The sequence below is a fragment of the Azospira sp. genome (assembly GCF_030247495.1).
Lineage (GTDB): Bacteria > Pseudomonadota > Gammaproteobacteria > Burkholderiales > Rhodocyclaceae > Azospira > Azospira oryzae.
In genome coordinates, this window is the sequence record NZ_JAOTRW010000002.1 from 546813 (window position 1) to 571262 (window position 24450).

A 24450-nucleotide genomic window follows, 5' to 3' on the forward strand; every position below is an offset into this window, starting at 1 on the left:
TCACGTTGTCTTCAGAAGAAGATTGCACGTAATGTCAGAAGTCAACCGCACTAAAGCTTGCATACTCCACAACGCAGTTACGGCCATTTCAATAAAAGGAGTTATGGAGCATCGGAGCCAAATAAATCCCCGGCATCCTCCTGAATTACCTCGATCAAGCGTAAGTTAATTTTCTTTTGGATTCCATCAGCCCAAATAACTTCGACCTTGACACGGTCGCCGAGGCTCACGATAAATCCATTCATTTTTGTGCTGTGAATGAGGCCGTGAAGTCCATCTGGAAGCTCGACAAAGCAACCGAACGGAACAAGGTTCACTACAGTAGCAAGTGGCGTTGCACCCCGCGGAAATCTCTTGTTCACGTCAAACCATGGGTCCAGTGCAAAACCTTTCCTCACTCTAATTAGGGCCTCGTCGGCGTCAGTGATATCGGTAAGATCTGACAACCTGTCCTCAGCAAGAAAGGTTCCGTGAAGCGGAGTGAGTTGCATTTGCATCTTATGTAAATATTCGACCACTTCCGTTGCATTATCGACGGCAGTTTGGATGTGCAGATGTTTTCTTTGATCTTTGATTCTATTTGCAATATTTTCAGCCTGTATCCGATCAGTAAAGAATGTATCTTCTGCGACTGAGGCAAGATAACTGATGTTTCCAACCAAATCCAAGTGCACGAACCCAGCCGGGCCAATGCGAACCAAGTCATCATCAACTACCGAATCGAGCCGTAGATGTTCCGCAATTACACATCTACTCGAAAGCAAATAATTGAACTCACGATCAAGCATATCCGGTGACAGTCCATAAGACATTAGCTCCTGCTTGATTATACCCTTGCGGTAATATCCCTTTAATCCATCTGTTCCAGAGGTTGGGAACTTCTCGCGAAGCCACATTAGAATCATATAGCGACAAAAAAAACTTGGTCGCACATCATCTCTATTGGCTGAGAATAGATTTTTTACATATGAATGATCACTGTCATAGAATCGACGATTCATTCGCATAAGAACCGTAGCAACCTGGTGCAAGGGTAGAGTGTAACGCCCTTCAGATTGACGGATCTTAAAAATTTGATCCTCACCAATATGTGCGCTATTGCAAAATTCCAAGAATATTTCCATTGCGTCGCGCATGTTTCGCCCAGAAAGCCCAACGATCATCCGTCGGACAAATCTATCGTGTTCAAATAACGACTTAACGATAGACGTAAGGTAGTAAGCCTGCTCAGATTTTGGATACTCTACGGTTATACCATTTGGAAGTGAGAAATGAAGCTTCTCGGTCGAATCTTTGTTCAACTCGTTCATTGCAAGTTTCACGCGACTCAGCAAAACATTCTGAAATAACGGAGGTTCAATACGAAAAACCATGTCTTTGAGTGCTGTGTCCAGAGGGGGATGAAATCGATGGTTGTCGTATGTTTCATCTCTCATAGGTAGAATTATCAGCGCTCGAAATTCCTTTTGAAGCCACTGAGCGGCCTCGAACATTAGCAGTTGTTCATCACGAGTTTTCTTATCGCAATTATCAAGAACAATGATGCAAAGTTTATTTCGATCACCGCAGCAATATCGAACATGAGCTTGGGCTACGAGGTGAAGGTCTTTTTGTATTTGCTCGACAAGCTCCGCAAGCTTAGTGTCATATATATCTGGCTTGCTTATATATAGCCTCCCTACGCCCTTGTTGAATTTATTTATATCAACAGCAAATATTTTACGAATGACATCCAAGTCATCAAAATCTTCATTTGGCAATGAGGCTCGACATGCGGTAATTAACGCTTGTCGAAGCCAGTTATAAATCTCGAGTGGCGAAACCGGGGCAGAATTCATGTCGAGTCGACACCATACTGTCGATGCAATAAGTTCTCTAGGTAAAGCAACCTCTTGGAGGTGGTCAACAAATGTTGTTTTTCCTGATCCGACACTGCCAATTAATAGAAGAACTTTGTGCTCAAGTGAAGATTTGTCCTTTAGGCGAGAAATAAGCTCATTAGGTCTAGACGTGTCATCTAATGACAGCGCGTCTGTTTCACTATGTGGCCGCGCTGCACGTATTACTCGGTCAATCGGGTCCAAATAACGCTCCCGCATCCGCGACGGTATATAACCGTGCTTGGCAATAAAAGAGCGCTCCTTGCTTGTCGTTGGGTTGAAAATTGAGCTAATTGCTGCCGTTATAGTCGCTCCGAAGGTATTAACTCCCACTTCTTCGTTCTGGAGACCTGCTCCACCGACGAGACGTCGAGGCTTGAAAAGACTATCTGGTCTAACTGTTTGGGAAATATTTTGAGCGTACGCTGAAAGCTTTCTCCACGAGATTAATTCTTGGAGGGTTGCAATGTCCTGAGAATAAGCACCGAGGTCTGCCACTAAGGCTTTCGACAAAGGGTCAGCTTGATCTGCGTATCCGTACCACAACTCTCTTCCGTTTGACGCGACTATGAAATTTGTAGGGTTCAGTCCCGTGACGAATAGTGCGTTCAGTTCATGAGCGTAGAGACGTGCTTGCCTATAGCCCTCCTCAACTGATTCCGTAGGTGCTTTTGCCTCAATCACTACGAGGGGCATGCCATACATCACAATTACGTAATCTGGGTAGTAGAGCTTTGTCTCCGCACCTTTCCCAATTGCAAAACGACGGAGGTTGGCCTTCGTTTGTATCACTGAGCTTGGTAGTTCCAGACCAAGCGGAAGCGCTTCGGTTAACAGTCCATATAGGAATTTCTGCTCTACATCGCTCTCATTGTCGAGACCATCAATTTGCCACATGCTTAAATCTCCCCTTTAACTGTTAACTGCATAGGCCCCGTGGATACGTTCATGCTTATGTAGGTGTACTTGCAATGAAGTCTGGTCACGATGGCGTCGATCAACACCTCCCAGGTCAGGCTACATTGTGCTCGACACCAGATCACGCTACCGCTTTTCAAATGTAGTCCTAGAACCACAGTCTGGGCATACCATCTCGATCTGCTTTTGGCTGTTGAAGCGAAGACAAACATCCGGGGAGAAACACTCTAGGCACATCAGGTAATGCTTGCCACCAACTACGTCAGCGCTCACCCCTCCAAACCCATTGGAATACCTTGGCTCCAGCGCTTCCGTCCAGTAGGCAACGGGAGGAAACTTGAAGCCAGCATCGTCTTCCAAACGAAGAATTGTGTCGAACAATGTTTGGCTCATAGCCGACCTAGGACACCTAGAATCCCTATGATAGGAAGAGGGCTCCTTCCCCTTCATTGTGTATCTTGCAGCGATTGACTTCAGCGAGCCGGGAACGGTGTTTGACGCATGCTTGATCCCCTTACAGTTCACATGATCAAGAAATGCGGAAGCGTCTTTTACAGCCATAAAGCAGAAGCTGTATATCTGAGCAACGCTGTTGTCCTGTAGCAACAGACGCAATTCTGTCCTAGTTTTTTCCTCAGCCGAAAACTGCAAGCTTCTCGTTTCCTGAATCCTCATCTCTAGGTACTGAACACACTCTTCCACTCCCAACTCTATCCACAAATCGAGAATCTCAGCACACCATGTTTCTTTCCAGCCGCCATGTGAAAAGAAATCCATCAACCATGGCCACAGCGCGCTGAGCGGACGCGCTGTTTCATCTCCCCCAACGGAAATATTAGGGCACCAGTGAACTGATGATAAGTAGAAACGACCAATATCCTCAGATACGAAGGCATCGAGACTTGAATGTTGCGCATCAACCTCCAGCATTCCTTTTTGATAAAGCAACCGTAACAAATCTAATGAATGAGAGTCAGTCGCTGAAAACCGGCTGCCAGCCCCTACAGTAGAAAGAGGAAGAATCATTGACAGATCTTCGGTAGCTCGACAACTCAAAAAAGCCAGTAAACAAACAACTTCCCGAAGAGATAGAGACTCAAAAGACACCGGCTTTCTAAATCTGTACACATCTAGTAATTCACGCCGGCGCTTGGCATCAGCTTCCAAGCGCTCCTTCTCTCTTTCCTGCTTTAGGGCCAATGCCTCCTTACTGCATTCTGAACAGTTGCAATTGAGTATCCCTCTTTGCGTCGAACCGGTTCGCAGTTCGTAGTGACCACATGAACAGTATCGTTTCTCGTTATAGCGGTGGCCAAGTGAACTTTTTGACGGACGGGAAAAATACATTTGTTGCCCGCAATGCCGGCAGATGGAGGCGCCATCGTATGCCGGCGGAAATATTCTAAAAAACTGAGAAACTGAGACTGCTATCCCATAGTCCTCTATAAGGCTTTTTATCTCAACCCCAGATATATATTTCGCATAAATCTCATCCACGATCTCATTGGGGAGTTCTTTTATTGCCGGGTGCCTTTCAGAGGAAAATAGACGCTTTACCATCAGATATGTCCCTATCGGTATGCCGATCCCTTATCGCAGATAGCGATCCAATGAATAATGCTCAAAGCACTTTGGCATTTCCTTTGCCAGCATTATTAAATGGCCAAGGAAATTTATTGTTTCGACCATTGAGCCATCACTCAATACGGATGACCAGTAAAAATTAAAATTCTCTATCGTACGGATGGGCTTTGGGGAATAGCGCCTGAAGACCTCATCGGAAAACGAGATTCCACCATGACTCCACTCTCTATCCAGAACACAAACACCAAGAATGTCGGAATCCCCTACCGCAGTCAGCCCCTTTAAGTCTTCATACTCCTCCAGAGTATCTCGAGCCTTTGCAATAAACTCCTCATTGTTAGAACCTTGCACTTCTAAATATTTATTCGCCGCGGTTTGGCGTTCATCCTGGAGCGTGATGCGCTGCCTCTTTAGCCGCTGATGCTCTGGCCCATCCGCTACGCAATACGCAAATGGCTTCTTATAGCCTGGTGCGACAAGGTCAGATGAAAATGCAAATACATAATGTGGAATGGGATAGTGCCACCCCCTGTTTTCCAGCAAGCCTAGCCCTCCCACCTGATAATCAGGCTCCTCTATGGTTTGAACCAGTTTGCGTACACTATAGGCATTGAGAATCGCTGATCTCAACTCAGCCGCATCAAGGCGACTTTTTACTTCGATCACCGCAATTACTGATTCCCATGGAAAAACTCCATGGCCGTCATTACTCATAAGCATTGGAGGCAGGCGACCACGATTGTATAAAACCACGTCCACCTGCTTAGACGAGCCTCCAAGATGATTAATTATTTCACCTGTACCAATACCGATATGAGGAGGCAAAAACGGTAGTAAAAACTGTTTGATGAAAAGCTCACGTACAGCACCTCGCAAACCGTTATGGCTTATTGTTTCTGCCAGCGCTTCAGACTGTACTTTTAGCCCTTTAAGCGTTGCCGAAATTTGCTTTGACCATTGGTTCAACTCTGCCCCTTAAATTGAATTTCCGCTGCATCGGCAGACCTTCTACAGTCGATTGAAATATACCTTCCGAACTTTACTGAAACGAAGCCAAAAGCATAACCATACTTCGATTAGTCACGTCACATATCAAAAGGTAGTCAGTAATATTCAACATTCCGGTTGCCGAGCTCAATGGTCCTCTATTCGAGAGGACATCCACTGGTATCGAAAGTTTGACTGAGCACAGCAAGGACAATTATCCGAATAGGAACTTCCAACCGTTCGCTTGCAGCCGCCCCCATGGGCGCCAGTTATCCCGAAGCCTTGGTAGCAATTGGCCTTCCAGTCCAAGGTCGCACGCTGCCCTAACTGCACCAACCCTGACGCAGTACATCTTGTCGGCATAGAGTTCTTGTAACCGTTTATCAAACGTACCATCCATCATTTGATTCTTGGCTCGGCGATACGCCCTTGTTGTTTCTGTTCCACAAACAGTTGCACCGAGTACAGATCCACCGACAAACGTAGCAAAGAAGCCAACGAGGAACGAATATGGTTCCATGTGAAGAAGACCGTACGCATTGATTACCACGCCAAGTACGCTTAGTACCAATCCGAACTTCAGCCAAGCGTTCGAACGTAAGGCCGCCATCCAATCGCTAGACGTAATCTGGGCTGCCAGCATTTTCCTACGAATTTTCCGCCATTTTTTTCCAGAGGGTTTCATATTGGGCTCATGTGATGTGGTAAACAGGACTTCTCCACAATCTAGGTGACATTGAATGATTGTCTCTTTGGGCCGTTGGCAATCGAGATATCCGACCTAGATACTTGTGAAGGCATGTACTTATCTGTTGATTGACCTGCTTCTGCTTGTTCTCACGACGGCGCCTTCTTAGCATCTCCTGGCCCCCGACTTCGCAGGCGTCGACGACAGTTTTGTTTGCTCACGGTCCACTCGCGGCAATGGAGAGTCGAGGTAGTCCTTGGTCAAACCCTTTAGGTGGGCGTTGTAAAGCCAAGTCTGAAACTGCTCAAGTAGGCGATTGTTCTCACGCTCAAGGCGCTCGTTTTCAGCCAACAGCCGCTCGTAGCGTTGGAGCAGCGCCTCAGTTTCAGCCTCAGACAGCTTGTGTTTACGTACAGTACGCGGCACACCAGACAGCCGCTCTTTTGTAACTTGGAAGGCCATCTTGATACGAGCATGCTTGTCGAGAGCTTGTCGCGTATAACGAAGTTGAGTCCGCCTCTCAATCGCTTCAGCAAGCAAATCCCAGGTGAGCTTGCCAGACCAGCCGTCCAACACGCTGACAATGAGTCCGATGACCCCATCGTCGAGGTTCTTTGCCCGGCTCTTAGTCATTGATAGCCCTTCCGAGCCGCGGTTGCTGGCTGACATCCGAATGATTGGACAGTGGCTGACCATCCAATGCAGCCCTGTCTTCTAGTGCTTGCTCAATGCCGCGCGAACCCCCTGGAATATTGGTTAGCTGAATCACGGCGCCAACAGGAACCGCTGGGTTATCGAGAATCTCATCAAGTTGCGTCAGGCGTACGACCGTTTTTTGGTGGCGCTTCATCCATGTATCAGCTCCGTAGTACCCCTTCGAAGTCGCAGCTGTAGCACGTGCAAGCAAATGTTGCGCTTCTGCGAGTCTCCGTTTAATCATCACTGTCTTACGCTCGTCGCCCTTCACGCATACGTGCTCATTGCAGTTGATACAGTCAGCATGCTGGTCGCAGGGCATCATGGTGTAATCATGGACACAGAAGCCGAAGTCCGTCGTATGTGCAGTCGGAATCTTGAGCCGGGCAAACTCGTCCCGCGAGATCGGGATGTTCTTCGGGAGTTTTGCTAGCGGGCCAAACATCTGCGACTCATCACCGATGGCTTGGCGAATCTTCGCCACCATCTGGTTAGCACTTACGTGGTTGTAATCCCCATTCTGACGGATGTCGATGCGTCCAGACCACTTGGCGATATCGAGTTGGCTCATGCCACCAGCCTGCGCCAACGTATTAAGGTAGTGCCGGAACTGGTGTGTGGTTACGCGGATTGGACTGCCGTCTGGCTCTGTGAATCCAAGCCGATCGAATATCGAGTCAAATCCATGCTCACTTCTTGCACCAAGGCCAGTGTTCACCTGATTAATGGTGACAGCATCGATGTTGCAACGATAAGTAGCCTTCTTCGGATGAAGTTCGTTCCGCCGAACTAAGACGAGTGCTTCCGAATACTTGAGCCGGTTCTCCGTGCTCAGCATCGGAAATCCGGCTGGTAGCTGGGTCACGACACTCTTTTCAACATCGGAGAAACGTACGTGCAGCACATTCCCGATCTTGATCATGGGTACGCCATTTCCGCTACACCAAAGACGCGCCGTGTTCCTGTTGTCAGCATCCAAGAAAAGCATCTGACGAAGCTCATCCATCGTCAGTAGCTCTTGGGCCCTGAAATGTTCGAATGCTGACGGTAGGTAAAGCTTGTTCGGATTTGATTCGTACCACTTGGCAATTTGGCGTGCATCCTCCGTCAATCGTCGGATTCTGGCGATTGATTCGGCGACGACCGGCGCCATTGAGGGAATAATCCACTTAACCATCGGCTCCGCGCCTTTGGCCGGCCACCACCGCAGACCGTAAGCTTCCTTGCCCGCAGACGTTTTGTCATGCACTTCGCAGTTCTCAGCGAGTAGCAGCACCTCATTTATCCGGTCTGGTGCTGAGCATAGGATGGCAGCGATTGAGGAATACAAGATATCTTTGGGCTGTGTCGCTGCGTGAAACGCTTTTGGCAGCGCCTCCAATACAGCGAGGGACGGCATTTTCTCTGCCCGGCGCTTGTCGAACTCATGCCCTACCTGGACGGTATCGACTGGACGTTTGATGAAGCTACGCCACGAGAGCGGTACCGTTGTTAGACGGTGTTCTGACATGAACTCAGCGAGCACCTCCAGCTGAGTACCAATCCGGTACGCGGTTTTCCCTGCTAGCCGTTCAACAATGAGGCGCGCTGCGCGGTTGAACGTCTCACCATCAACCTTGATGGGATCTGAATGCCCCATCTCCCGCAGCGATGCATCGAGGGCACGTAGTGCCGTAACCCGGAAAGCAGGATTCTTCGTTGGGCGCATGCCCTGCATGTAGCGGACATAGGCCTTGGCGAAGGAGGCGAAGGGATCAGCCATTTGTGTACGATTGGTATCGTCTGCTGTTTCCAGGGTGGAGAAGTAGATACGGACCCGCTTTTTTCCATGCCCCTTTAGTTGTACGGCTTCAGTGACATCCCATGCCATATCATTAAAGTGAATGCCGGCACCGAAGATGGTCAGCTGTGACTTGCTCATCGCGACGAAGGCAGCCAGATTGGCAGAAGCATCTAATTCAGCCTTGGGTGTAAATACGATGAGGTCAGCAGCCATTGGCCACCTCCCCTCGTATTTCTCGAACTTGTCTTACGACCTCTGCGACTGCCAGAATCGTCCGATCATTTACCGTTGCAATTCGAGCATCTGCCTCCGTCATCAGACGCTCACGCTCTGCAAGGAGATACATCAGTACGGCTTCGTGTGGGCCTTCGACCCATGCCTGGAAACTCTTGCAGGTGTAACAGGAGATTGGCGCCAAAAAGCTACAGGAGCCGGGCCGGCCGCAATTACCCATTGGCATCATCTCTTCATCGAACCGTGGGTCAACGATTCGGCTCGTCGGATCATCGCCCCGAATCGCTTCCGATTCATTGTGGATAACTGTGCCGGCAAAGGCCTGAGCCAACGGTGCCATGCGTAGCGCCACCGCACGGTCGATTCGCTCAACGATTTCTGGGGTAGCCTTCACATAGACACCCACGTTCTGCGTATCACTATGGTCAAGCAATTCGGCAATGATCAACTCGCCGTGCCCCTCGCGTGCGGCAGTAGTTGCAAGGGTGTGCCGAAGTCTCTTTGATGTGACCTTGATCGATTCTCCAGTCCGCTCGGAGTAAACCTGCAATGCCGCAAAAAGTGACGAAATTCTGCGGCCTATGTCATTGGGTGTGGAGTGGTAGTGAAAGTCAGGGCGGTCTGTCCTAGTCATTCCCTTTTGAGGAAACAATGGAGCTTGCGACGGGGCGTCGGTGAATTCATTTTCGTGACGAAATCGTTCACTGACAATGTCTCCGTAGGACTTGAGTAGCTTGCCTATACTCGGTGTTATCAATCGCTCCTTGAATTGCTCTCGCCTGGCCACAGCGCTTGCTTGCTTGACGCGTGGCACTCGGAGTACGAACTCAGGGGTTCCATCGGACTTTACTACCTCGGAGATATCACACACTTTCAGCATCGCAAACTGGATGTTCCGTTGCCCCAAGAGGAGGCAGAGCCACGCTAGAAGGTAGTCATCGATAGCAACCCTGCCGGCAGCAAAAGCCTCGTTTAATGCTGTTTGTACGGCGGAACGCTCCACGTCCGTCAGGGGGCCGAGAAGCGGATCCATAGTCAGGACCGCAGTTCCTTTCCTACTTCCTTTGAGGCGAATGCTCTTCAGAAATCGTGCGGCGTCATCGGTCACGCCCGGCACGCCAAGGCTATGCCATTTCTTGATGAATGCACTGAGAACTCCTAACTTCCATTCTGTATCTGACGTTAGCATTCCTCGGACGTTGGCGAGAAGTGGTGCATCAATCACGCTGACCGGACGACCCATAGCAGCTGCCATTGGCTCAAGAACCCGCTTCACGTTGTCGAATACGCCTTGCAAAGTTGATCCCTCGGTATTCTCGGCGTACCAAATCAAGGGAGTCTTCATCCAGCCGATCAGATCATCGGTAACGCACGTACTTAGTCGCGAAAAGTTAATGCTGATTGTGTGGAGGCCGTCATGAAATGACCAGCGCGTTGCGTTCGGGTTGAACGTTGCTCCGCTAAGTGTTTTCACAAGGGCTGGAAGGGCTGGGGGGCTCGATGATCGAAGGACTAGCGCTCTCTGTTCAGTCATTGCGGTCGCCATTCACTTGGTCTGATTGCATTTGCAGCGACACCCGCTGAGCCTTCAAGCGAATGTGTCGACGGGTATAGTTCAAAGCGGTTTGGGATATTGGCGACCATCCCATCAGGAATGAGCGCATACGCTCCTCCTCAGGTTCGGGAATCTTCGCGTTATCCATCGCGTCCGAGAAGCGGTCATTCCACGTATGGCGAAGCGCGTGAGGAGTTAGCGTATCGAATTCACCAGGGAAGGCTTCTCGCAGCTCAGCAAAAAAGGAATTAACCGCACTGAGAGACAGCGGGGAACCGCTTCCCATTGCCACCAGCAGGAACGGATGAAGTCTTGCCGCAGGGATGAGTCGGCGAGTTTGCGTGATGTAGTCATGCGTCATAGCACAAAGACGGGGTGACAACGGTAGCTTGCGATCACGCGTTTTTACCGCCGGTTGGTCTTTGCGAGGATCCTCTAGGTCATCCGCTCGTCTGGCGACAAGTAGCTCTTCTGACCGGAAATTGATGTCGGAAATTTTGACGTTCAGGAGTTCACCGCGGCGCAGACCGAGTTCAATGAGCCAGTGAAATACAAGACAGTTCCGAATGCGGGTACCGTCCCCTTTCCAAGGGTTCTCGGGCGACCCTGGGGATGTGACGCTAAGAAGCCTATCCACGACCTCTGGCGGGAGCCCTTCTCGCTGCCCAATGGTGTTTCGCCCCTTATGACGCGGTATACGTGCATCCAGCGCGTCCTTGCAGCGCTTCCAGTCATCCCACAGCAAAACACCTTCAGCCCCCCCCGACTGGTAGCAGGCCACGCGATACCTAACGAACCAATCAAGATAGTCGCGGATAGTCCGAACACGGTTAGCTGCGGTGTGCCCAGCCACCTCCGCTGGCGCACGCAACCGTTGTCCAAGGCGAACAACTTCCGCAGAACCTATGCGAAGAGGGGAATTGGAGTTGGAGGGAACTTCAACCTTCAGCTGTTCGGAAACGGGCCGCCTACAGTACCGCACTAGTTCATCAAGCTCACTCAACGAAAAAATATGACCATCTCGTAAGCGCGACTTGAGGTCAATTCGGTTTAAGTCGAGGAACAGCTGTAGCACCATGATCGACCGCAAGATATGGTCGATGGTGTTGCGAGCCCTGTTGGTAGCTCGAATCTCGCTGAGAACATAGAGAGACGGATCACTCAGCGGTTCTCCGGTTGCGCGCAGGACTAGCATCGGTAGCCGCTCTCCGGAACTCAGAACAGCGGTTTTGACTACATAGGGGTTTTGAGCCACTTGTTTACAATTATTTAAGGTGAACACATAAGAAGAATAAGGTCCAAATTAGAAAAGGTGTAAACAAATAAAAAACGGAGCCAAATCAATGGCTCCGTTTCATTTATTGACAGGTTGTGAAAAGCTGGTTTTCAGAACGGAATGTCGTCGTCCATGTCGTCGAAAGACGGGGCCTTCTTCTTCGGCGCAGAGGCAGCGGGGGCGGAGGAACGGGGGCTGAAATCGCCGCCACCGAAGTCGTCGCCGCCGCCGTAGGAGGCACCGCTGCCGCCACCTTGGCCGCCCTGGCCGCCACGGCCGCCGAGCATCTGCATTTCGGTGGCTTCGATTTCGGTGGTGTAGCGTTCCTGGCCGTCCTTGTCCTGCCACTTGCGGGTGCGGATGCGGCCTTCGATATAGACGGAAGAACCCTTCTTCAGGTACTGGCCGACGATCTCGGCCAGCTTGCGGAAGAACACCACCCGGTGCCATTCGGTGGCTTCACGCTTCTCGCCGGAATTGCGGTCCTTCCAGGTTTCGGTGGTAGCCAGGCGGACAGTGGCCACAGCGTCACCGTTGGGCATGTAACGGGTTTCCGGATCGGCCCCCAGATTGCCCAAAAGAATCACTTTATTGACTGCAGCCATCGATGTTTCCCCAATAGTAAAAATGTTGAATTCAGGCCGGGCGCTGCTGGGCGCGGACCGGCGGTTTCATGGTCAGCCCCAGGGCCAGCCAGACGAGACTCAGGATTCCGGTACACCACCACACCGCATCGCCCCCCAGACGTTGCGCCAGCATACCGCCGACGGCGCCGCCAAGGAACAACCCGAGAGACTGGGTCGTATTATAAATGCCAAGTGCCGCTCCCTTGGCTTCCACCGGTGCGATACGGGAAATCAGGGAAGGCTGGGTCGCTTCCAGGATATTGAAGGCGACGAAAAAGGCGGTCAACAGCAGGGCCAGGGGCCACAGGCCCTGACCGAAGAGGCCGAAACCGGCCTGCACCAGGAGCAACAGGACCACGGCGCCGTTAAAGACCATTTTCATGCGGCCGTACTTCTCCGCCGCGATCACTGCCGGCACCATGAAGGCGAAGGACACCAGCACGGCAGGCAGATACACCTTCCAGTGCTCGGCCAGGGGCAGGTCGCCGGTCTTGACCAGGGCGGCGGGGATCAGCACCCACATGGCGGTCTGGGTCAGGTGCAGGACGAAAACGCCGAAGTTGAGACGCAGCAGCTGGGGATGGAACAGCACGTCGGCAAAGCGGGTACGGCCGCCATCCACCAGCACCTTGGGCGCCGGCGGTACCACCTTGTACAGGGCGACGATGGCCAGCAGGGCCAGCCCCCCGGTGAGAGCGAAGATGCCGGCCATGCCGATGGCGGCGTAGAGCAGGGGGGCCGCCACCAGGGAGAGGGCGAAGACCAGGCCGATGGAGGAGCCGATCATGGCCATCACCTTGGTGCGGTGCTGCTCCCGGGTGAGGTCGGCAGCCAGGGCGGTGACGGCGGCGGAAATGGCGCCGGCCCCCTGCAGCACCCGGCCGGCGATGATCATGGGCAGGTCGTCGGCGGCGGCCGCGATGAAGCTGCCCAGGGCGAACAACAGCAGGCCGAAGACGATCACCGGCTTGCGCCCGAAACGGTCCGAGGCGATGCCGTAGGGAATCTGGAACAGGGCCTGGGTGGCCCCGTAGATGCCGATGGCCAGGCCCACCAGCAGGCCATTGTCGCCACTGGGCAGGGTGTGGGCGTAGACGGCGAAGACCGGCAGGATGAGGAACAAGCCCAGCATGCGCAGGGCAAAGATGGAGGCCAGGCTGGCGCCGGCGCGGCGTTCCTCGGGGGTCATGGCATCGCCGGCGGGAGCGGCAGCGGTCAGGGGCTTGGCGGACACAGGGAGCAGGTAGGGATGGGGGGAAGAAGCAGGGGCGAATCTTAGCAGGTTTGCCCGGCGCCACGAAAAGCGCCGCAGCCCCACGGAGCCGCCGCCGGCCCATTCGTTCGGATTTCCGAACGCCATACCCGGCCTTTGTCCGGAAAGCCGAACAACACCCCCAAAACGACGGTCAAAACCCCATAAAAAACAAGCAACTAAAAACCAGACTCGCCCCCCTCCCGATGGCACGGCCCGTGCTGAAGAACAGGGACCGCCGCCGAGCGGGCACATCAGAACAGAGGAGACACCATGAACCAGCCACACCGCGTCGAACACGACCTGCTGGGCGACCGCAAGGTCCCGGCCGAGGCCTATTACGGCGTCCATACCCTGCGGGCGGTGGAAAATTTCCCCATCACCGGCACCCCCATCTCCATCTACCCGGACCTGATCCGGGCCCTGGCCCAGATCAAGCTCGCCGCCGCCAAGGCCAACGAGCAACTGGGCCTGCTGGAAGCCCCCCTGGCCCAGGCCATCGTCGCCGCCTGCCAGGAGGTAATCGCCGGCAAGCTGCACGAACAGTTCGTGGTGGACGTCATCCAGGGCGGCGCCGGCACCTCCACCAACATGAATGCCAACGAGGTCATCGCCAACCGGGCTCTGGAAATCATGGGCCACGCCAAGGGCGAGTACCAGCACCTGCACCCCAACCAGCACGTGAACATGAGTCAGTCCACCAACGACGTGTACCCGTCGGCGCTGAAGCTGGCCACCTACGTCGGCATCTTCCGTCTGGTGGACGCCCTGGCCTACCTGCGCCGCACCTTCGAGCGCAAGGCCGAGGAGTTCAAGGACGTGCTGAAGATGGGCCGCACCCAGCTGCAGGACGCGGTGCCCATGACCCTGGGCCAGGAATTCTCCACCTACGCCGTGATGCTGGGCGAAGACGAGGAGCGGTTGAAAGAAGCCGCCCTCCTGATCCGGGAAATCAACCTGGGGGCCACCGCCATCGGCACCGGCATCAATGCCCACCCGGACTACGCTCCCCTGGTCTGCCGCCTGCTGGCCGAGACCAGCGGCGTGCCGGTCATCACCGCCCCCAACCTGGTGGAAGCGACCCAGGACTGCGGCTCCTTCGTGCAGCTCTCCGGCGTCCTGAAGCGGGTGGCGGTGAAGCTGTCCAAGACCTGCAACGACCTGCGCCTGCTCTCCTCCGGCCCCCGCGCCGGCTTCGGCGAGATCAACCTGCCGCCGCGCCAGGCCGGCTCCTCCATCATGCCGGGCAAGGTCAATCCGGTGATCCCGGAAGTGGTGAACCAGATCGCCTTCGAGGTCATCGGCAACGACCAGACCGTCACCTTCGCCGCCGAGGCGGGCCAGCTCCAGCTCAACGCCTTCGAACCCATCATCGCCCACAGCCTGTTCAAGAGCGTCAATCACCTGCGTCAGGGCTGCCTGACCCTGGCCGACCGCTGCGTGGACGGCATCACCGCCAACCGGGATGCCCTGCGGGCCCGGGTGGAGAACTCCATCGGCATCGTCACCGCGCTGAACCCCTACATCGGCTACGCCGCCGCCACCTCGGTGGCTGCCGAAGCCCTGGAATCGGGCAAGGGCGTGGCCGAGATCGTGCTGGCCCGGGGCCTGATGAGCCGGGCCGAGCTGGACGACGTGCTGCGCCCCGAAGTGCTGACCCAACCCCGCGCCCTGCCCCACCGCCAGGGCTGAAACCGTTTGCCCCGGCAGCCCGCTGCCGGCCCCTTTTTTTCTGACTTTTACTGATCTTGACCGCCGCCCCCGCGGCAACGGAGCCCTTCGATGAAAATGAACAAGCTCACCACTTGGATCGTCCTGGCCATGCTGGCCGGGGTCGGCGTCGGCTATGCCTGCAACACCATGGCCCCCGACGCCGCCAGCGCCAAGGAAATTGCCGGCTATTTCAGCATCCTCACCGACATTTTCCTGCGCCTGATCAAGATGATCATCGCCCCCCTCATCTTCGCCACCCTGGTGGCGGGCCTGGCCAACATGGGCGACGCCAAGGCTGTCGGCCGCGTCGGCGGCCGCGCCCTGGGCTGGTTCATCTGCGCCTCCTTCTGTTCCCTCTTCATCGGCCTGCTCTTCGCCAATGTGCTGCAGCCGGGCCACGCCTTGAGCGTGCCCCTGCCCGAGTCCGCCGCCGGCCTCAACCTGAAGACCTCGGCCCTCAACCTGAAGGACTTCATCACCCACGTCTTCCCCAAGAGCATCATGGAAGCCATGGCCGGCAATGAAGTGCTGCAGATCCTGGTCTTCGCCGTGTTCTTCGGCCTGGCCCTGGGCCACCTGCACAACCAGGCCGCCCGCTCCCTGGTGAACACCATGGACGAAGTGGTGCACGTGATGCTGAAGGTCACCGACTACGTCATGCGCTTCGCTCCCTTCGGCGTCTTCGGCGCCGTGGCCGGTGCCATCACCACCAACGGCCTGGGCATGCTGCTGGTGTTCGGCAAGTTCATGCTCAGCTTCTACGTCGCCCTGGCCGCCCTGTGGGCCCTCCTGATCCTGGCCGGCTTCATCGTCCTGGGCAAGGACGTGTTCCGTCTCATCAAGCTGGTGCGCGGCCCGCTGCTGGTGGGCTTCTCCACCGCCTCCAGCGAGTCCGTCTATCCCAAGCTGATGGAACAGCTGGAGAAGTTCGGCATCAAGACCCGCGTCACCGGTTTCGTCCTGCCCCTGGGTTATTCCTTCAACCTGGACGGCTCCATGATGTACACCACCTTCCTGGCCCTGTTCATCGCCCAGGCCTACGACATCCCCATGAGCCTGACCGCCCAGATCACCATGCTGCTGGTGCTGATGGTCTCCTCCAAGGGTATCGCCGGTGTGCCGCGGGCTTCCCTGGTGGTGGTGGCCGCCGTGCTGCCCATGTTCAACCTGCCGGAAGCCGGCCTGCTGCTGGTGCTGGGCATCGACCACTTCCTCGACATGGGCCGCACCGTCACCAACGTGCTGGGCAATTCCATCGCCACCGCCGTGGTGGCCAAGTGGGAAGGGGCCATCGACCCGGTGAGCGAGGAGCTGGCCGAGGCCGAGGAATCCCTGCCGGTGCCGGAAGACGATTCCCTGGTCACCGCCAAGGCCGCTGCCTGATCCGTCCGGCCGGAGCCCCCATGTTCGCCCTGTTCCTGAAGAGCCTGCTGGGGGCCCTGGCCGTCCTGCTGATTGCCCTGCTGTCCCGCAGCAAGAGCTTTTTCATCGCCGGCCTGGTGCCCCTGTTCCCCACCTTCGCCCTCATTGCCCACGCCATCGTCGGCAGTGAGCGGGGCGGGGCGGACCTGCGCACCACGGCCATCTTCGGCCTGTGGTCCCTGCTGCCCTACGCGGTCTATCTGCTGGTGGTGGCCTGGCTCAGCCTGCGCTGCAGCCTGAGTCTGACCCTCGCCAGCGCCACCGCGGCCTGGCTGGGCAGCGCCGGCCTGCTGCTCCTGGCCTGGAGCCGCCTGTTCCCGCAAGGGAACTGAAGCATGTCGCGGGAGGCGCCCGGATTTGACCGGGGGCCGCCCGCCAAACGTTGTTTTATCCCTCCGCTTTAGGCCCGGCATACAATGCCGGGCACTTTTTTCCTTTATCGCCATGGATATCAACTGGTTCCTCCTCGCTCCCGCAGCCTTTTTCGCCGGCATGGTCGATGCCGTGGTGGGCGGCGGCGGATTGATCCAGATTCCCGTACTGCTTTCCCAGTTTTCCCAGACGGCCATCCCCACCCTCTTCGGCACCAACAAGGTGTCGTCCATCGCCGGCACCGGCGCCTCCCTCTGGCGCTACGCCCGGGCCGTCCCCATTCCCTGGGCCGTGGTTCTGCCTGCCACCCTGGCCGCCCTGGTGGGCGCCTGGCTCGGCGCCGCCGTGGTGGCCTGGCTGCCCCGGGAGGCCATGCGCCCCCTGGTGCTGGTGCTGATGCTGGCGGTGGCCATCTACACCTTCCGCCGCAAGGACTTCGGCCATAGCGCCAGCCGCGAGCTGGTGCCCGCCGACCGCTGGCGCGGCGCCCTCCTGGGCCTGACCATCGGCTTCTACGATGGTTTCTTCGGCCCCGGCACCGGCAGTTTCCTCATCTTCGGTTTCGTCCGCCTGTTCGGCATGGATTTCCTCAAGGCCTCGGCCAGCGCCAAGGTCATCAACGCCGCCACCAACCTTTCCGCCATCGCCTTCTTCGCCAGCCACGGCCCCATCCTGTGGACCGTGGGCCTGATCATGGCCGCCTGCAACCTGGCCGGGGCCCAGGTCGGCACCCTGCTGGCCCTCAAGCGGGGCGCCGGCTTCGTGCGCCAGGCCTTCCTCGTCGTGGTGGCCGTGCTCATCGTCAAGCTGGCCTGGGACATGTTCGCTCCGGCCGCCTGAGCCCCCGCAAAGGGCCCGGGACCGGCATAATCCGGAAATCCGAACGGGGCTTCCCTCCACCACCGCCACGCTCCATGCCACCCAGCCAGCGCCTCTTCCGCCTCGCCATCCTGCTCCTGGGCTTCGCCGCCCTGGTGGGCGGCACCAGCCTGCTGGCCTTCCGCTTCAGCCTGGCCATGGGCCTGGCCGAACTGCAGGCCACGGGCCGGCACCGGCTGGACCTCTACGCCACCAGCCTGGAGCGGGAAATCGACAAGTACGCCTACTTCCCCACCACCCTGGGGCTGGAAAAGGACGTGCTGCACCTGCTCACCACCCCCAAGCCCACACCGGCCCAGATCGAGCAGCTCAATCTATACCTCGAGCAGCTCAACGAGCGGGCCGGCACCCTTTCCATCTACGTCCTCAACGTCAATGGCCGGGTCATGGCCACCAGCAACTGGCGCCGGCCGGATAGCTACCTGGGGGAAGACCTCTCCTTCCGCCCCTATTTCCGCCAGGCCATGGATACGGGCAGCGGCCGTTTCTTCGGCATTGGCACCACCCGGGGCGAGCCGGGCTACTACCTGACCTCGGCCCTGACCAACGCCCAGGGCACGGTGGGCGTGGCAGTGCTCAAGGTGGGCTTGCAACAGCTGGAAAAGACCTGGTCCACCGTGGAGGCTCCGGCCCTGGTGGCGGACGAGAACGGCGTGGTCATCCTGGCTTCGGTGCCGGACTGGAAATTCACCACCCTGAAGCCCCTGGACGATGCCACCCGCCGTGCCTTCGACCAGACCCAGCAGTACAACCGCCGCGCCCTCAACCCCCTGGGGGTGGTGGAGCTGGCGGAACTGGACCACGGCGCCCGTCTGGTGCGCCTGCCTAAGGCCGGGCCGGAGATGGTTTCCATGTTCCCGGTGGCCGGCAAGTTCCTGGCCCAGACCCAGCCCCTGCCGGGCACCCCCTGGACCATCACCGTTTTCTCCCACCAGGAGCAGGTGCGTGAAATCGCCGCCAACCGGGCCGCCCTGGCCGGCATCGGCGCCGCCTTCCTGTGCATCCTGGCCCTCATGTTCAACGAACGCCGCCGCCATGTGCGGGACCGGTTGGCCGCCCGGGAAGCCCTGCAGAAGGCCCACGACGAGCTGGAACGCAAGGTGGAGGAGCGCACGGCCGACCTCTCCGCCGCCAACACCCGCCTGCAGGAAGAAGTGGCGGAGCGCACCCGGGCCGAACGCACCCTGCGCGCCGCCCAGGACGAACTGGTGCAGGCCGGCAAGCTGGCGGTGCTCGGCCAGCTCTCCGCCGGCGTCGCCCACGAGCTGAACCAGCCCCTGGCGGCCCTGCGCACCCTTTCCGGCAACGCCCGCAAATTCCTCGCCCGGGGCGACCAGGAAACCGCCGGCAGCAACCTGGAGCGTATCGGCGAACTGGTGGACCGCATGGGCCGCCTCACCGGCCAGTTGAAGTCCTTCGCCCGCAAATCCACCGGCAAGCCCCAGGCCGTGCCCATCCGCCGGGCGGTGGAAAATGCCCTGTTCCTGCTGGAACAACGCCTGCAACGGGCCGGCGTGGTGGCCTGCATCGACCTGCCCGAGGAAGAGCTGCTGGCCTGGTGCGACCCCAACCGGCTGGAACAGGTGCTGGTCAACCTGGCCGCCAATTCCCTCGACGCCATGGCCGGCCGTCCCCAGCAGGCCCTGGACATCAGCGCCCGGCGCCAGGGCGAGCGCATCGAGGTGAAGGTGCGGGACCAGGGCCCGGGCCTGGACGAGGAAGCCCGCAGCCACCTGTTCGAGCCCTTCTTCACCACCAAGGAAGCCGGCAGCGGCCTGGGCCTGGGCCTGGCCATTTCCGCCGGTATCGTCGCCGATTTCGGCGGCAACCTGACGGGGGACAACCACCCCGATGGCGGCGCCGTGTTCACCCTGGACCTGCCGGCCGCTCCCGCTGCCGCCCCTGGAGCCCCCTCATGAGCCAACAAGACTCCCTGCAAGTACTGCTGGTGGAAGACGATCCGGACGTGCGTCTGGGCTGCGAACAGGCCCTGCAACTGGAAGATATTCCGGTGAGCAGCGTCGATAGCGCCGAGAAGGCCCGCCGCCGCCTGACCCGGGACTTTCCCGGCATCGTCGTCAGCGACATCCGCCTGCCGGGCATGGACGGCATGGCCCTGCTCAAGGAGCTGCAGGCCATCGACCCGGAGCTGCCGGTGGTGCTCATCACCGGCCACGGCGACGTTTCCCTGGCGGTGCAAGCCATGAAGGGCGGCGCCCACGACTTCATCGAAAAGCCCTTTTCCCCCGACTACCTGGTGGAAGTGGTACGCCGCGCCCTGGACAAACGCCGCCTGACCCTGGAAGTACGGCAACTCAGGGCCCGCCTGGAAAGCCGGGATACCCTGGAAGCCCGCCTCATCGGCCGCTCCCCGGCCATGGTCAAGGTGCGCCAGCTGGTGGCGGACCTGGGCAACAGCGCCGCCGACATCCTCATCTTTGGCGAGACCGGCACCGGCAAGGAACTGGCGGCCCGCTGCCTGCACGAAGCCGGCCCACGGCGGAACGGCAACTTCGTCGCCATCAACTGCGGCGGCCTGCCCGAAACTCTCTTCGAAAGCGAAATCTTCGGCCACGAGGCCGGCGCCTACACCGGTGCCGCCAAGAAGCGCATCGGCAAGATCGAGCACGCCAGCGGCGGCACCCTGTTCCTGGACGAAATCGAGTCCATGCCGATTGCCATGCAGATCAAGCTGCTGCGGGTGTTGCAGGAACGCAGCCTGGAACGCCTGGGCTCCAACACGCCCATTCCCGTGGATTGCCGGGTGATTGCCGCCACCAAGGCGAATCTCAAGGAACTCTCGGACCAGGGCCGCTTCCGCGCCGACCTCTACTATCGGCTGAACGTCGCCACCTTGCCCCTGCCGCCCTTGCGGGAGCGGCGGGAGGACATTCCCCTGCTGTTCGAACACTTTCTGCTACAAGCCGCCGCCCGTCACGAACGGCCGGTGCCCGCCGCCGATCCAGCGCGCATGGGGCCCCTGCTGGCCTATGACTGGCCGGGAAATGTGCGGGAACTGAGGAACGTAGCGGATCGTTGCGTGCTGGGGATTGAAGCGGGGGTGGCTCCGTTCACCGCGGAGTCGCCCGCTCAAAAGCGCTCCCTGGCCGAAACCGTGGACAGTTTCGAACGGGCCCTCATCACCGAAGCCCTTGAAAGAAACCAGGGCAGTTTGGCGCGGACCGCGGAAGACCTGAGAATCGCCAAGACCACGCTACACGACAAAATCCGGAAATACGGCCTGGCCAACCAGCCATCGGGCTAACGGGTGACCGGGGCCGGGACGAGCAGGGGAAACCACTCATCAAGGTAAACTTGCCGATAGTCGGCAGGAATTGTATTAATCCCCGCCATATTCCAAATTAATGCTAAACGACCCGTAGGAGCTTCCCATGCCCAATGCCCCGCTTTCCTACCTGCCGCCCACCAATACTGGAAGTTCCCGGCAAGCAGGATTTTCTCTTATCGAACTCATGGTCGTGGTGGCCATCATTGCCATTCTGGCAGCCATTGCCATCCCGGGTTATCAGGACTACATCGTCCGCAGCCGCTTGACCGAGGCGACCTCCCTTCTCGCTGCCAAGCGGGTCCAAGTCGAGCAGTTCTATGACAACAACCGGACCTACGTTAACGCTCCCGGTTGTGCCGACGATGCCACCAGCAGCAAGAGTTTCACCTTCTCCTGTGCCAATGTGGCAGCTAACACCTATCGCCTTGAAGCGACTGGGAAGAGCACCATGTCCGGCTTTACTTTGCGGATTGATCAGGACAACAACCGCTCCACTCCTAGCGCAGGCTCCGGGTGGTCAGCGAACAACAACTGCTGGGTCACCAAGAAGGACGGATCGTGTTAGGCAGAGCCCCCCGCCATCTGCCTTTTGAGGCAGGTGCGACACTGATTGAGTTGGCTGTTGCACTGGTCATCTTGGCGATCTTGCTGACGTTCGGCATGCCAAGCTTTTCCGAATGGATTCAGAACGCCCAGATCAGAACAGCAAGCGAAACGGTGATGACCGGCATTCAATTGGCCAGGAATGAAGCAGTCAAGCGCAATACAGCGGTTGAATTCGTCTTGGGCAATCCCGGGGCACAGGGCGGAACAGGCTGGACAGTAAGAGAAGCCGCCAGCGGCACCATCATCCAGCAGACCACAGCGGGAGAAGGATCGCGCAATGCCATCCTGACGCCAACGCCAGGAGACGCCACGACAATCACCTTCAACAGCCTTGGCCGCCTGCCGGTTGCGATGTTGAACCTTGATGGATCTTCGATCATCACCAGAATAAATGTCGACGTACCGGAATCGGTACTGGCAGCAGACAAATCCAACGACATGCGCATCACCATCAGCACCGGAGGACAAATCCGCCTCTGCGACCCCCACATCAGTGCTACGGGAGATCCCAGATCATGCTGACCCTCACTCCCCACCAACAACGCGGCTCGGTTCTACTGGAAGGACTGATTGCGGTACTGATTTTCTCTTTTGGCATCCTGGCGATCGTCGGCCTGCAAGCAGCCTCAACGAAAGCTGTCACCCAGGCAAAGAGCCGGGTCGACGCAGCATTCGTTGCCAATCAACGCATTGGTGAATTGTGGGGAGACCGGGACAATTTGGGAGCGTATGCCGAAAGCAAAAAGGAGATCGATGCCCTGCCTAACGGAAAGCGCACCACAGAAATCAACGGCACGACCGTTACGGTAACCGTGGAATGGAAGATGCCGGGCGATGCATCGTCAAACACGTATTCCACCGTTGCCCAAATCGTTGGCAATCCACCGATTTGAGCGGCGTAGGAGAGTCACATGAGTCGGCATAACAAAAGCAGGGGTTTCGGCCTAGTTGAGATCATGGTGGGCATGGTCATCAGCATGATTGCCTCCATCGTGGTGTTCCAGGTATTTGCCTCCGCCGAGCGCCAGAAGCGGGGAACCACAGGTGCAGCCGACGCCCAAACCAACGGCGCCCTGTCCTTGAGCATGGTGGAAAGTGACGTCAAAGCAGCTGGTTGGGGCCTCGACGCACACACGTTCTCAGACTGCGACCGCGTCTTCAGTTATATCGATGACGGGGTATCCGCGCCCGGGGCAGTCCCGAATTTGCTCACGCCGGCCGTCATTTCTGAAGGTGGAACCGGGCCGGATCAGATAAGCATCCGTTACTTCGACAACCCTGCCAATGCGAACTACAAGTTTGCACTGACTGCGCTGACCACCAAGCCAGCGGCAGGCTCGGAATCCATGCGAGTCCGCAGTCTATACGGCTGCACACCGACAGTTGCGGTACCAAAACCGCTAGCCCTCATTCAGCAGAGCGGCACCTGCACCTTGGTGCAAATCACCAAGGTAGAAAAGCCTACGCTGACCATCTGGACGGAAAGCGGCCTGGGCGCTCCTTCCTACAATCCACCGGGAGCCTATAAGCTTGCCAATGCTTGGCCGGCATACGACAAGGGCGCGGACTTGCAGTGTTTCCCGCAACTCAGCCAGAAGACCTACCGCATTACCAATGGGCAACTCGAATTGCAGGAACCGGACGCAAACGGGGTTCTCCAGACCTTCCAGATCGCTCCCGACATCCTCAGCCTGCAAGCCCAGTACGGCATCACGGACGTCTGTGCCGGCACTCCGTGCCCCCAGAAAATCACCGACTGGGTAGATGCAGGAGGAGCCTGGTCGGCCCCCCTGAGCAATGCCAACTCAAAGCGGATCAAGGCGTTGCGCGTCGCCGTCGTGGCGCGCAGCGCAGAGTATGAGAAGCCAGGTTCCGACGGAACCTGCAAAACAACGACAGAAGAAGCTGTGGCTGCCTGGTCTTCCTGGGCCAAATTTGACATCACCACATTCCCGGCTGATTGGCAGTGCTACCGTTACAAGGTGTTCGAAACGGTGGTGCCGCTACGTAACGTCATTTGGGGCAACGTGTGAGGACATGACCATGCCCAACCATATTCCGCCTTCACCAAGAAGCCAGGAAGGCCTGGCCCTGTTTGTCGCCCTCATTGTGCTAGTTGCCATGTCGATCGCCGGCGTTGCCCTGATCCGTTCAGTGGATACAGGCACGTTGATTGCCCGCAATCTGGCATTTCAGCAGAGCGCCACCCTGAGCGGCGACCAAGGCATTGAAACGGCCCGCACGTGGCTATTGAACAACTCCAGCTCCCTCACTGGGGACCGACCTGGCAATGGCTATTACGCCACCAGCCAGGACATGCTGGACCTGACCGGCAACGTGACTCCCGGCGACACCAGTGACAACGTCAATTGGGACGGCCAGGGAGGCCCCACCACTCCCACTTGCCAAGCCAAGGACAGCGTTGGCAACACTGTCTGTTATGTCATCCACCGCCTGTGCGACACCACTGGTCCGTTGGACTCATCCACCTGTTCCACGCGGCAGTACATTCGCACAGATAGTAGCAAGGGGGTGGTCGGAGGCCTTTCGAACTACCAACCCCCCTCCTGGGACCCGGAAATTGCCTCAATGGGCGTATACCGCGTCACCATCCGGGTTTCCGGGGCGCGAAACAATATCAGCTACCTGCAAGCCTTTATCGTCATTTGAGTGGCATTCGGTCGACGCAC

20 protein-coding genes are annotated in these 24450 nt (G+C 57.2%); 11 read left to right on the forward strand and 9 right to left on the reverse strand.

Annotated features, from left to right (window positions below):
- Positions 1-101: 101 nt before the first annotated feature.
- From OEL49_RS02485 to OEL49_RS02525, 9 genes are all read right to left on the reverse strand, one after another.
- Positions 102-2777 (reverse strand): type I restriction endonuclease, encoded by a 2676-nt coding sequence (locus OEL49_RS02485; protein WP_287873927.1) that lies wholly within the window; start codon positions 2775-2777, stop codon positions 102-104.
- 147 nt (positions 2778-2924) lie between these two features.
- Complete coding sequence (locus OEL49_RS02490) at positions 2925-4358, reverse strand: hypothetical protein (protein ID WP_287873928.1); 1434 nt, start codon at positions 4356-4358, stop codon at positions 2925-2927.
- Between the two features lie 30 nt (positions 4359-4388).
- The gene (locus OEL49_RS02495; RefSeq protein WP_287873929.1) at positions 4389-5348 is read right to left on the reverse strand and encodes a DUF6602 domain-containing protein; all 960 of its coding nucleotides are present in this window, start codon (positions 5346-5348) and stop codon (positions 4389-4391) included.
- Positions 5349-6222: 874 nt separating this feature from the next.
- The gene (locus tag OEL49_RS02500) at positions 6223-6690 is read right to left on the reverse strand and encodes a hypothetical protein (RefSeq protein WP_287873930.1); all 468 of its coding nucleotides are present in this window, start codon (positions 6688-6690) and stop codon (positions 6223-6225) included.
- On the reverse strand, positions 6683-8749 hold the full coding sequence (locus OEL49_RS02505; protein WP_287873931.1) for an integrase: 2067 nt from the start codon (positions 8747-8749) through the stop codon (positions 6683-6685). Before OEL49_RS02505 ends, OEL49_RS02500 begins: the two co-directional genes overlap by 8 nt.
- Positions 8739-10316 (reverse strand): site-specific integrase, encoded by a 1578-nt coding sequence (locus OEL49_RS02510; protein WP_308806120.1) that lies wholly within the window; start codon positions 10314-10316, stop codon positions 8739-8741. Before OEL49_RS02510 ends, OEL49_RS02505 begins: the two co-directional genes overlap by 11 nt.
- Positions 10297-11520: a site-specific integrase gene (locus OEL49_RS02515; protein WP_287873933.1), complete on the reverse strand. Its 1224-nt coding sequence runs from the start codon at positions 11518-11520 to the stop codon at positions 10297-10299. The genes OEL49_RS02510 and OEL49_RS02515 overlap by 20 nt, the downstream gene beginning before the upstream one ends.
- A 191-nt stretch (positions 11521-11711) precedes the next feature.
- Positions 11712-12206 (reverse strand): single-stranded DNA-binding protein, encoded by a 495-nt coding sequence (gene ssb, locus OEL49_RS02520; RefSeq protein WP_014238487.1) that lies wholly within the window; start codon positions 12204-12206, stop codon positions 11712-11714.
- A gap of 31 nt (positions 12207-12237) precedes the next feature.
- Positions 12238-13416 (reverse strand): MFS transporter, encoded by a 1179-nt coding sequence (locus OEL49_RS02525; protein WP_043799797.1) that lies wholly within the window; start codon positions 13414-13416, stop codon positions 12238-12240.
- A 336-nt stretch (positions 13417-13752) separates the two neighbouring features.
- Between OEL49_RS02525 and aspA the strand changes: the two genes are divergently transcribed.
- The 11 genes from aspA (at position 13753) to OEL49_RS02580 (ending at position 24430) form a co-directional block, all read left to right on the forward strand.
- Positions 13753-15171, forward strand: coding sequence for an aspartate ammonia-lyase (aspA, locus tag OEL49_RS02530; RefSeq protein ID WP_014238489.1), 1419 nt, complete (start codon positions 13753-13755; stop codon positions 15169-15171).
- Positions 15172-15261: 90 nt separating this feature from the next.
- On the forward strand, positions 15262-16575 hold the full coding sequence (locus OEL49_RS02535; protein WP_014238490.1) for a dicarboxylate/amino acid:cation symporter: 1314 nt from the start codon (positions 15262-15264) through the stop codon (positions 16573-16575).
- Between the two features lie 20 nt (positions 16576-16595).
- Positions 16596-16946, forward strand: a complete 351-nt coding sequence (locus OEL49_RS02540) for a GlpM family protein (RefSeq protein ID WP_287873934.1) — start codon at positions 16596-16598, stop codon at positions 16944-16946.
- Between the two features lie 112 nt (positions 16947-17058).
- Entirely contained in the window at positions 17059-17826 is a 768-nt protein-coding gene (locus OEL49_RS02545; RefSeq protein WP_152089693.1) for a sulfite exporter TauE/SafE family protein, read from the forward strand.
- A 74-nt stretch (positions 17827-17900) separates the two neighbouring features.
- Positions 17901-19784, forward strand: coding sequence for a sensor histidine kinase (locus OEL49_RS02550; RefSeq protein WP_152089694.1), 1884 nt, complete (start codon positions 17901-17903; stop codon positions 19782-19784).
- Positions 19781-21130, forward strand: coding sequence for a sigma-54-dependent transcriptional regulator (locus OEL49_RS02555; protein WP_287873936.1), 1350 nt, complete (start codon positions 19781-19783; stop codon positions 21128-21130). The genes OEL49_RS02550 and OEL49_RS02555 overlap by 4 nt, the downstream gene beginning before the upstream one ends.
- A 127-nt stretch (positions 21131-21257) precedes the next feature.
- Positions 21258-21719 carry a type IV pilin protein gene (locus OEL49_RS02560; RefSeq protein ID WP_014238495.1) on the forward strand — a complete coding sequence of 154 codons (462 nt, stop codon included), beginning with the start codon at positions 21258-21260 and terminating at the stop codon, positions 21717-21719.
- Complete coding sequence (locus tag OEL49_RS02565; protein WP_235832416.1) at positions 21668-22282, forward strand: GspH/FimT family pseudopilin; 615 nt, start codon at positions 21668-21670, stop codon at positions 22280-22282. Before OEL49_RS02560 ends, OEL49_RS02565 begins: the two co-directional genes overlap by 52 nt.
- Positions 22276-22653, forward strand: coding sequence for a type IV pilus modification PilV family protein (locus OEL49_RS02570; RefSeq protein WP_014238497.1), 378 nt, complete (start codon positions 22276-22278; stop codon positions 22651-22653). The genes OEL49_RS02565 and OEL49_RS02570 overlap by 7 nt, the downstream gene beginning before the upstream one ends.
- 18 nt (positions 22654-22671) lie before the next feature.
- Positions 22672-23793: a PilW family protein gene (locus OEL49_RS02575; RefSeq protein ID WP_287873937.1), complete on the forward strand. Its 1122-nt coding sequence runs from the start codon at positions 22672-22674 to the stop codon at positions 23791-23793.
- Between the two features lie 4 nt (positions 23794-23797).
- Positions 23798-24430, forward strand: coding sequence for a pilus assembly PilX family protein (locus tag OEL49_RS02580; protein WP_050804331.1), 633 nt, complete (start codon positions 23798-23800; stop codon positions 24428-24430).
- Positions 24431-24450: the final 20 nt, after the last annotated feature.

Excerpts from the sequence above, each read along its gene's own strand:
- OEL49_RS02555 (WP_287873936.1), top strand. The coding sequence starts at position 19,781 with ATGAGCCAACAAGACTCCCTGCAAGTACTGCTGGTGGAAGACGATCCG.
- OEL49_RS02535 (WP_014238490.1), top strand. The coding sequence starts at position 15,262 with ATGAAAATGAACAAGCTCACCACTTGGATCGTCCTGGCCATGCTGGCC.
- OEL49_RS02580 (WP_050804331.1), top strand. The coding sequence starts at position 23,798 with ATGACCATGCCCAACCATATTCCGCCTTCACCAAGAAGCCAGGAAGGC.
- aspA (WP_014238489.1), top strand. The coding sequence starts at position 13,753 with ATGAACCAGCCACACCGCGTCGAACACGACCTGCTGGGCGACCGCAAG.
- OEL49_RS02500 (WP_287873930.1), bottom strand. The coding sequence starts at position 6,690 with ATGACTAAGAGCCGGGCAAAGAACCTCGACGATGGGGTCATCGGACTC.
- OEL49_RS02485 (WP_287873927.1), bottom strand. The coding sequence starts at position 2,777 with ATGTGGCAAATTGATGGTCTCGACAATGAGAGCGATGTAGAGCAGAAA.
- OEL49_RS02545 (WP_152089693.1), top strand. The coding sequence starts at position 17,059 with ATGGATATCAACTGGTTCCTCCTCGCTCCCGCAGCCTTTTTCGCCGGC.
- OEL49_RS02490 (WP_287873928.1), bottom strand. The coding sequence starts at position 4,358 with ATGGTAAAGCGTCTATTTTCCTCTGAAAGGCACCCGGCAATAAAAGAA.
- OEL49_RS02570 (WP_014238497.1), top strand. The coding sequence starts at position 22,276 with ATGCTGACCCTCACTCCCCACCAACAACGCGGCTCGGTTCTACTGGAA.
- OEL49_RS02525 (WP_043799797.1), bottom strand. The coding sequence starts at position 13,416 with ATGACCCCCGAGGAACGCCGCGCCGGCGCCAGCCTGGCCTCCATCTTT.
- OEL49_RS02550 (WP_152089694.1), top strand. The coding sequence starts at position 17,901 with ATGCCACCCAGCCAGCGCCTCTTCCGCCTCGCCATCCTGCTCCTGGGC.
- OEL49_RS02515 (WP_287873933.1), bottom strand. The coding sequence starts at position 11,520 with ATGCTAGTCCTGCGCGCAACCGGAGAACCGCTGAGTGATCCGTCTCTC.
- OEL49_RS02575 (WP_287873937.1), top strand. The coding sequence starts at position 22,672 with ATGAGTCGGCATAACAAAAGCAGGGGTTTCGGCCTAGTTGAGATCATG.
- OEL49_RS02505 (WP_287873931.1), bottom strand. The coding sequence starts at position 8,749 with ATGGCTGCTGACCTCATCGTATTTACACCCAAGGCTGAATTAGATGCT.
- OEL49_RS02560 (WP_014238495.1), top strand. The coding sequence starts at position 21,258 with ATGCCCAATGCCCCGCTTTCCTACCTGCCGCCCACCAATACTGGAAGT.
- OEL49_RS02510 (WP_308806120.1), bottom strand. The coding sequence starts at position 10,316 with ATGGCGACCGCAATGACTGAACAGAGAGCGCTAGTCCTTCGATCATCG.
- OEL49_RS02540 (WP_287873934.1), top strand. The coding sequence starts at position 16,596 with ATGTTCGCCCTGTTCCTGAAGAGCCTGCTGGGGGCCCTGGCCGTCCTG.
- ssb (WP_014238487.1), bottom strand. The coding sequence starts at position 12,206 with ATGGCTGCAGTCAATAAAGTGATTCTTTTGGGCAATCTGGGGGCCGAT.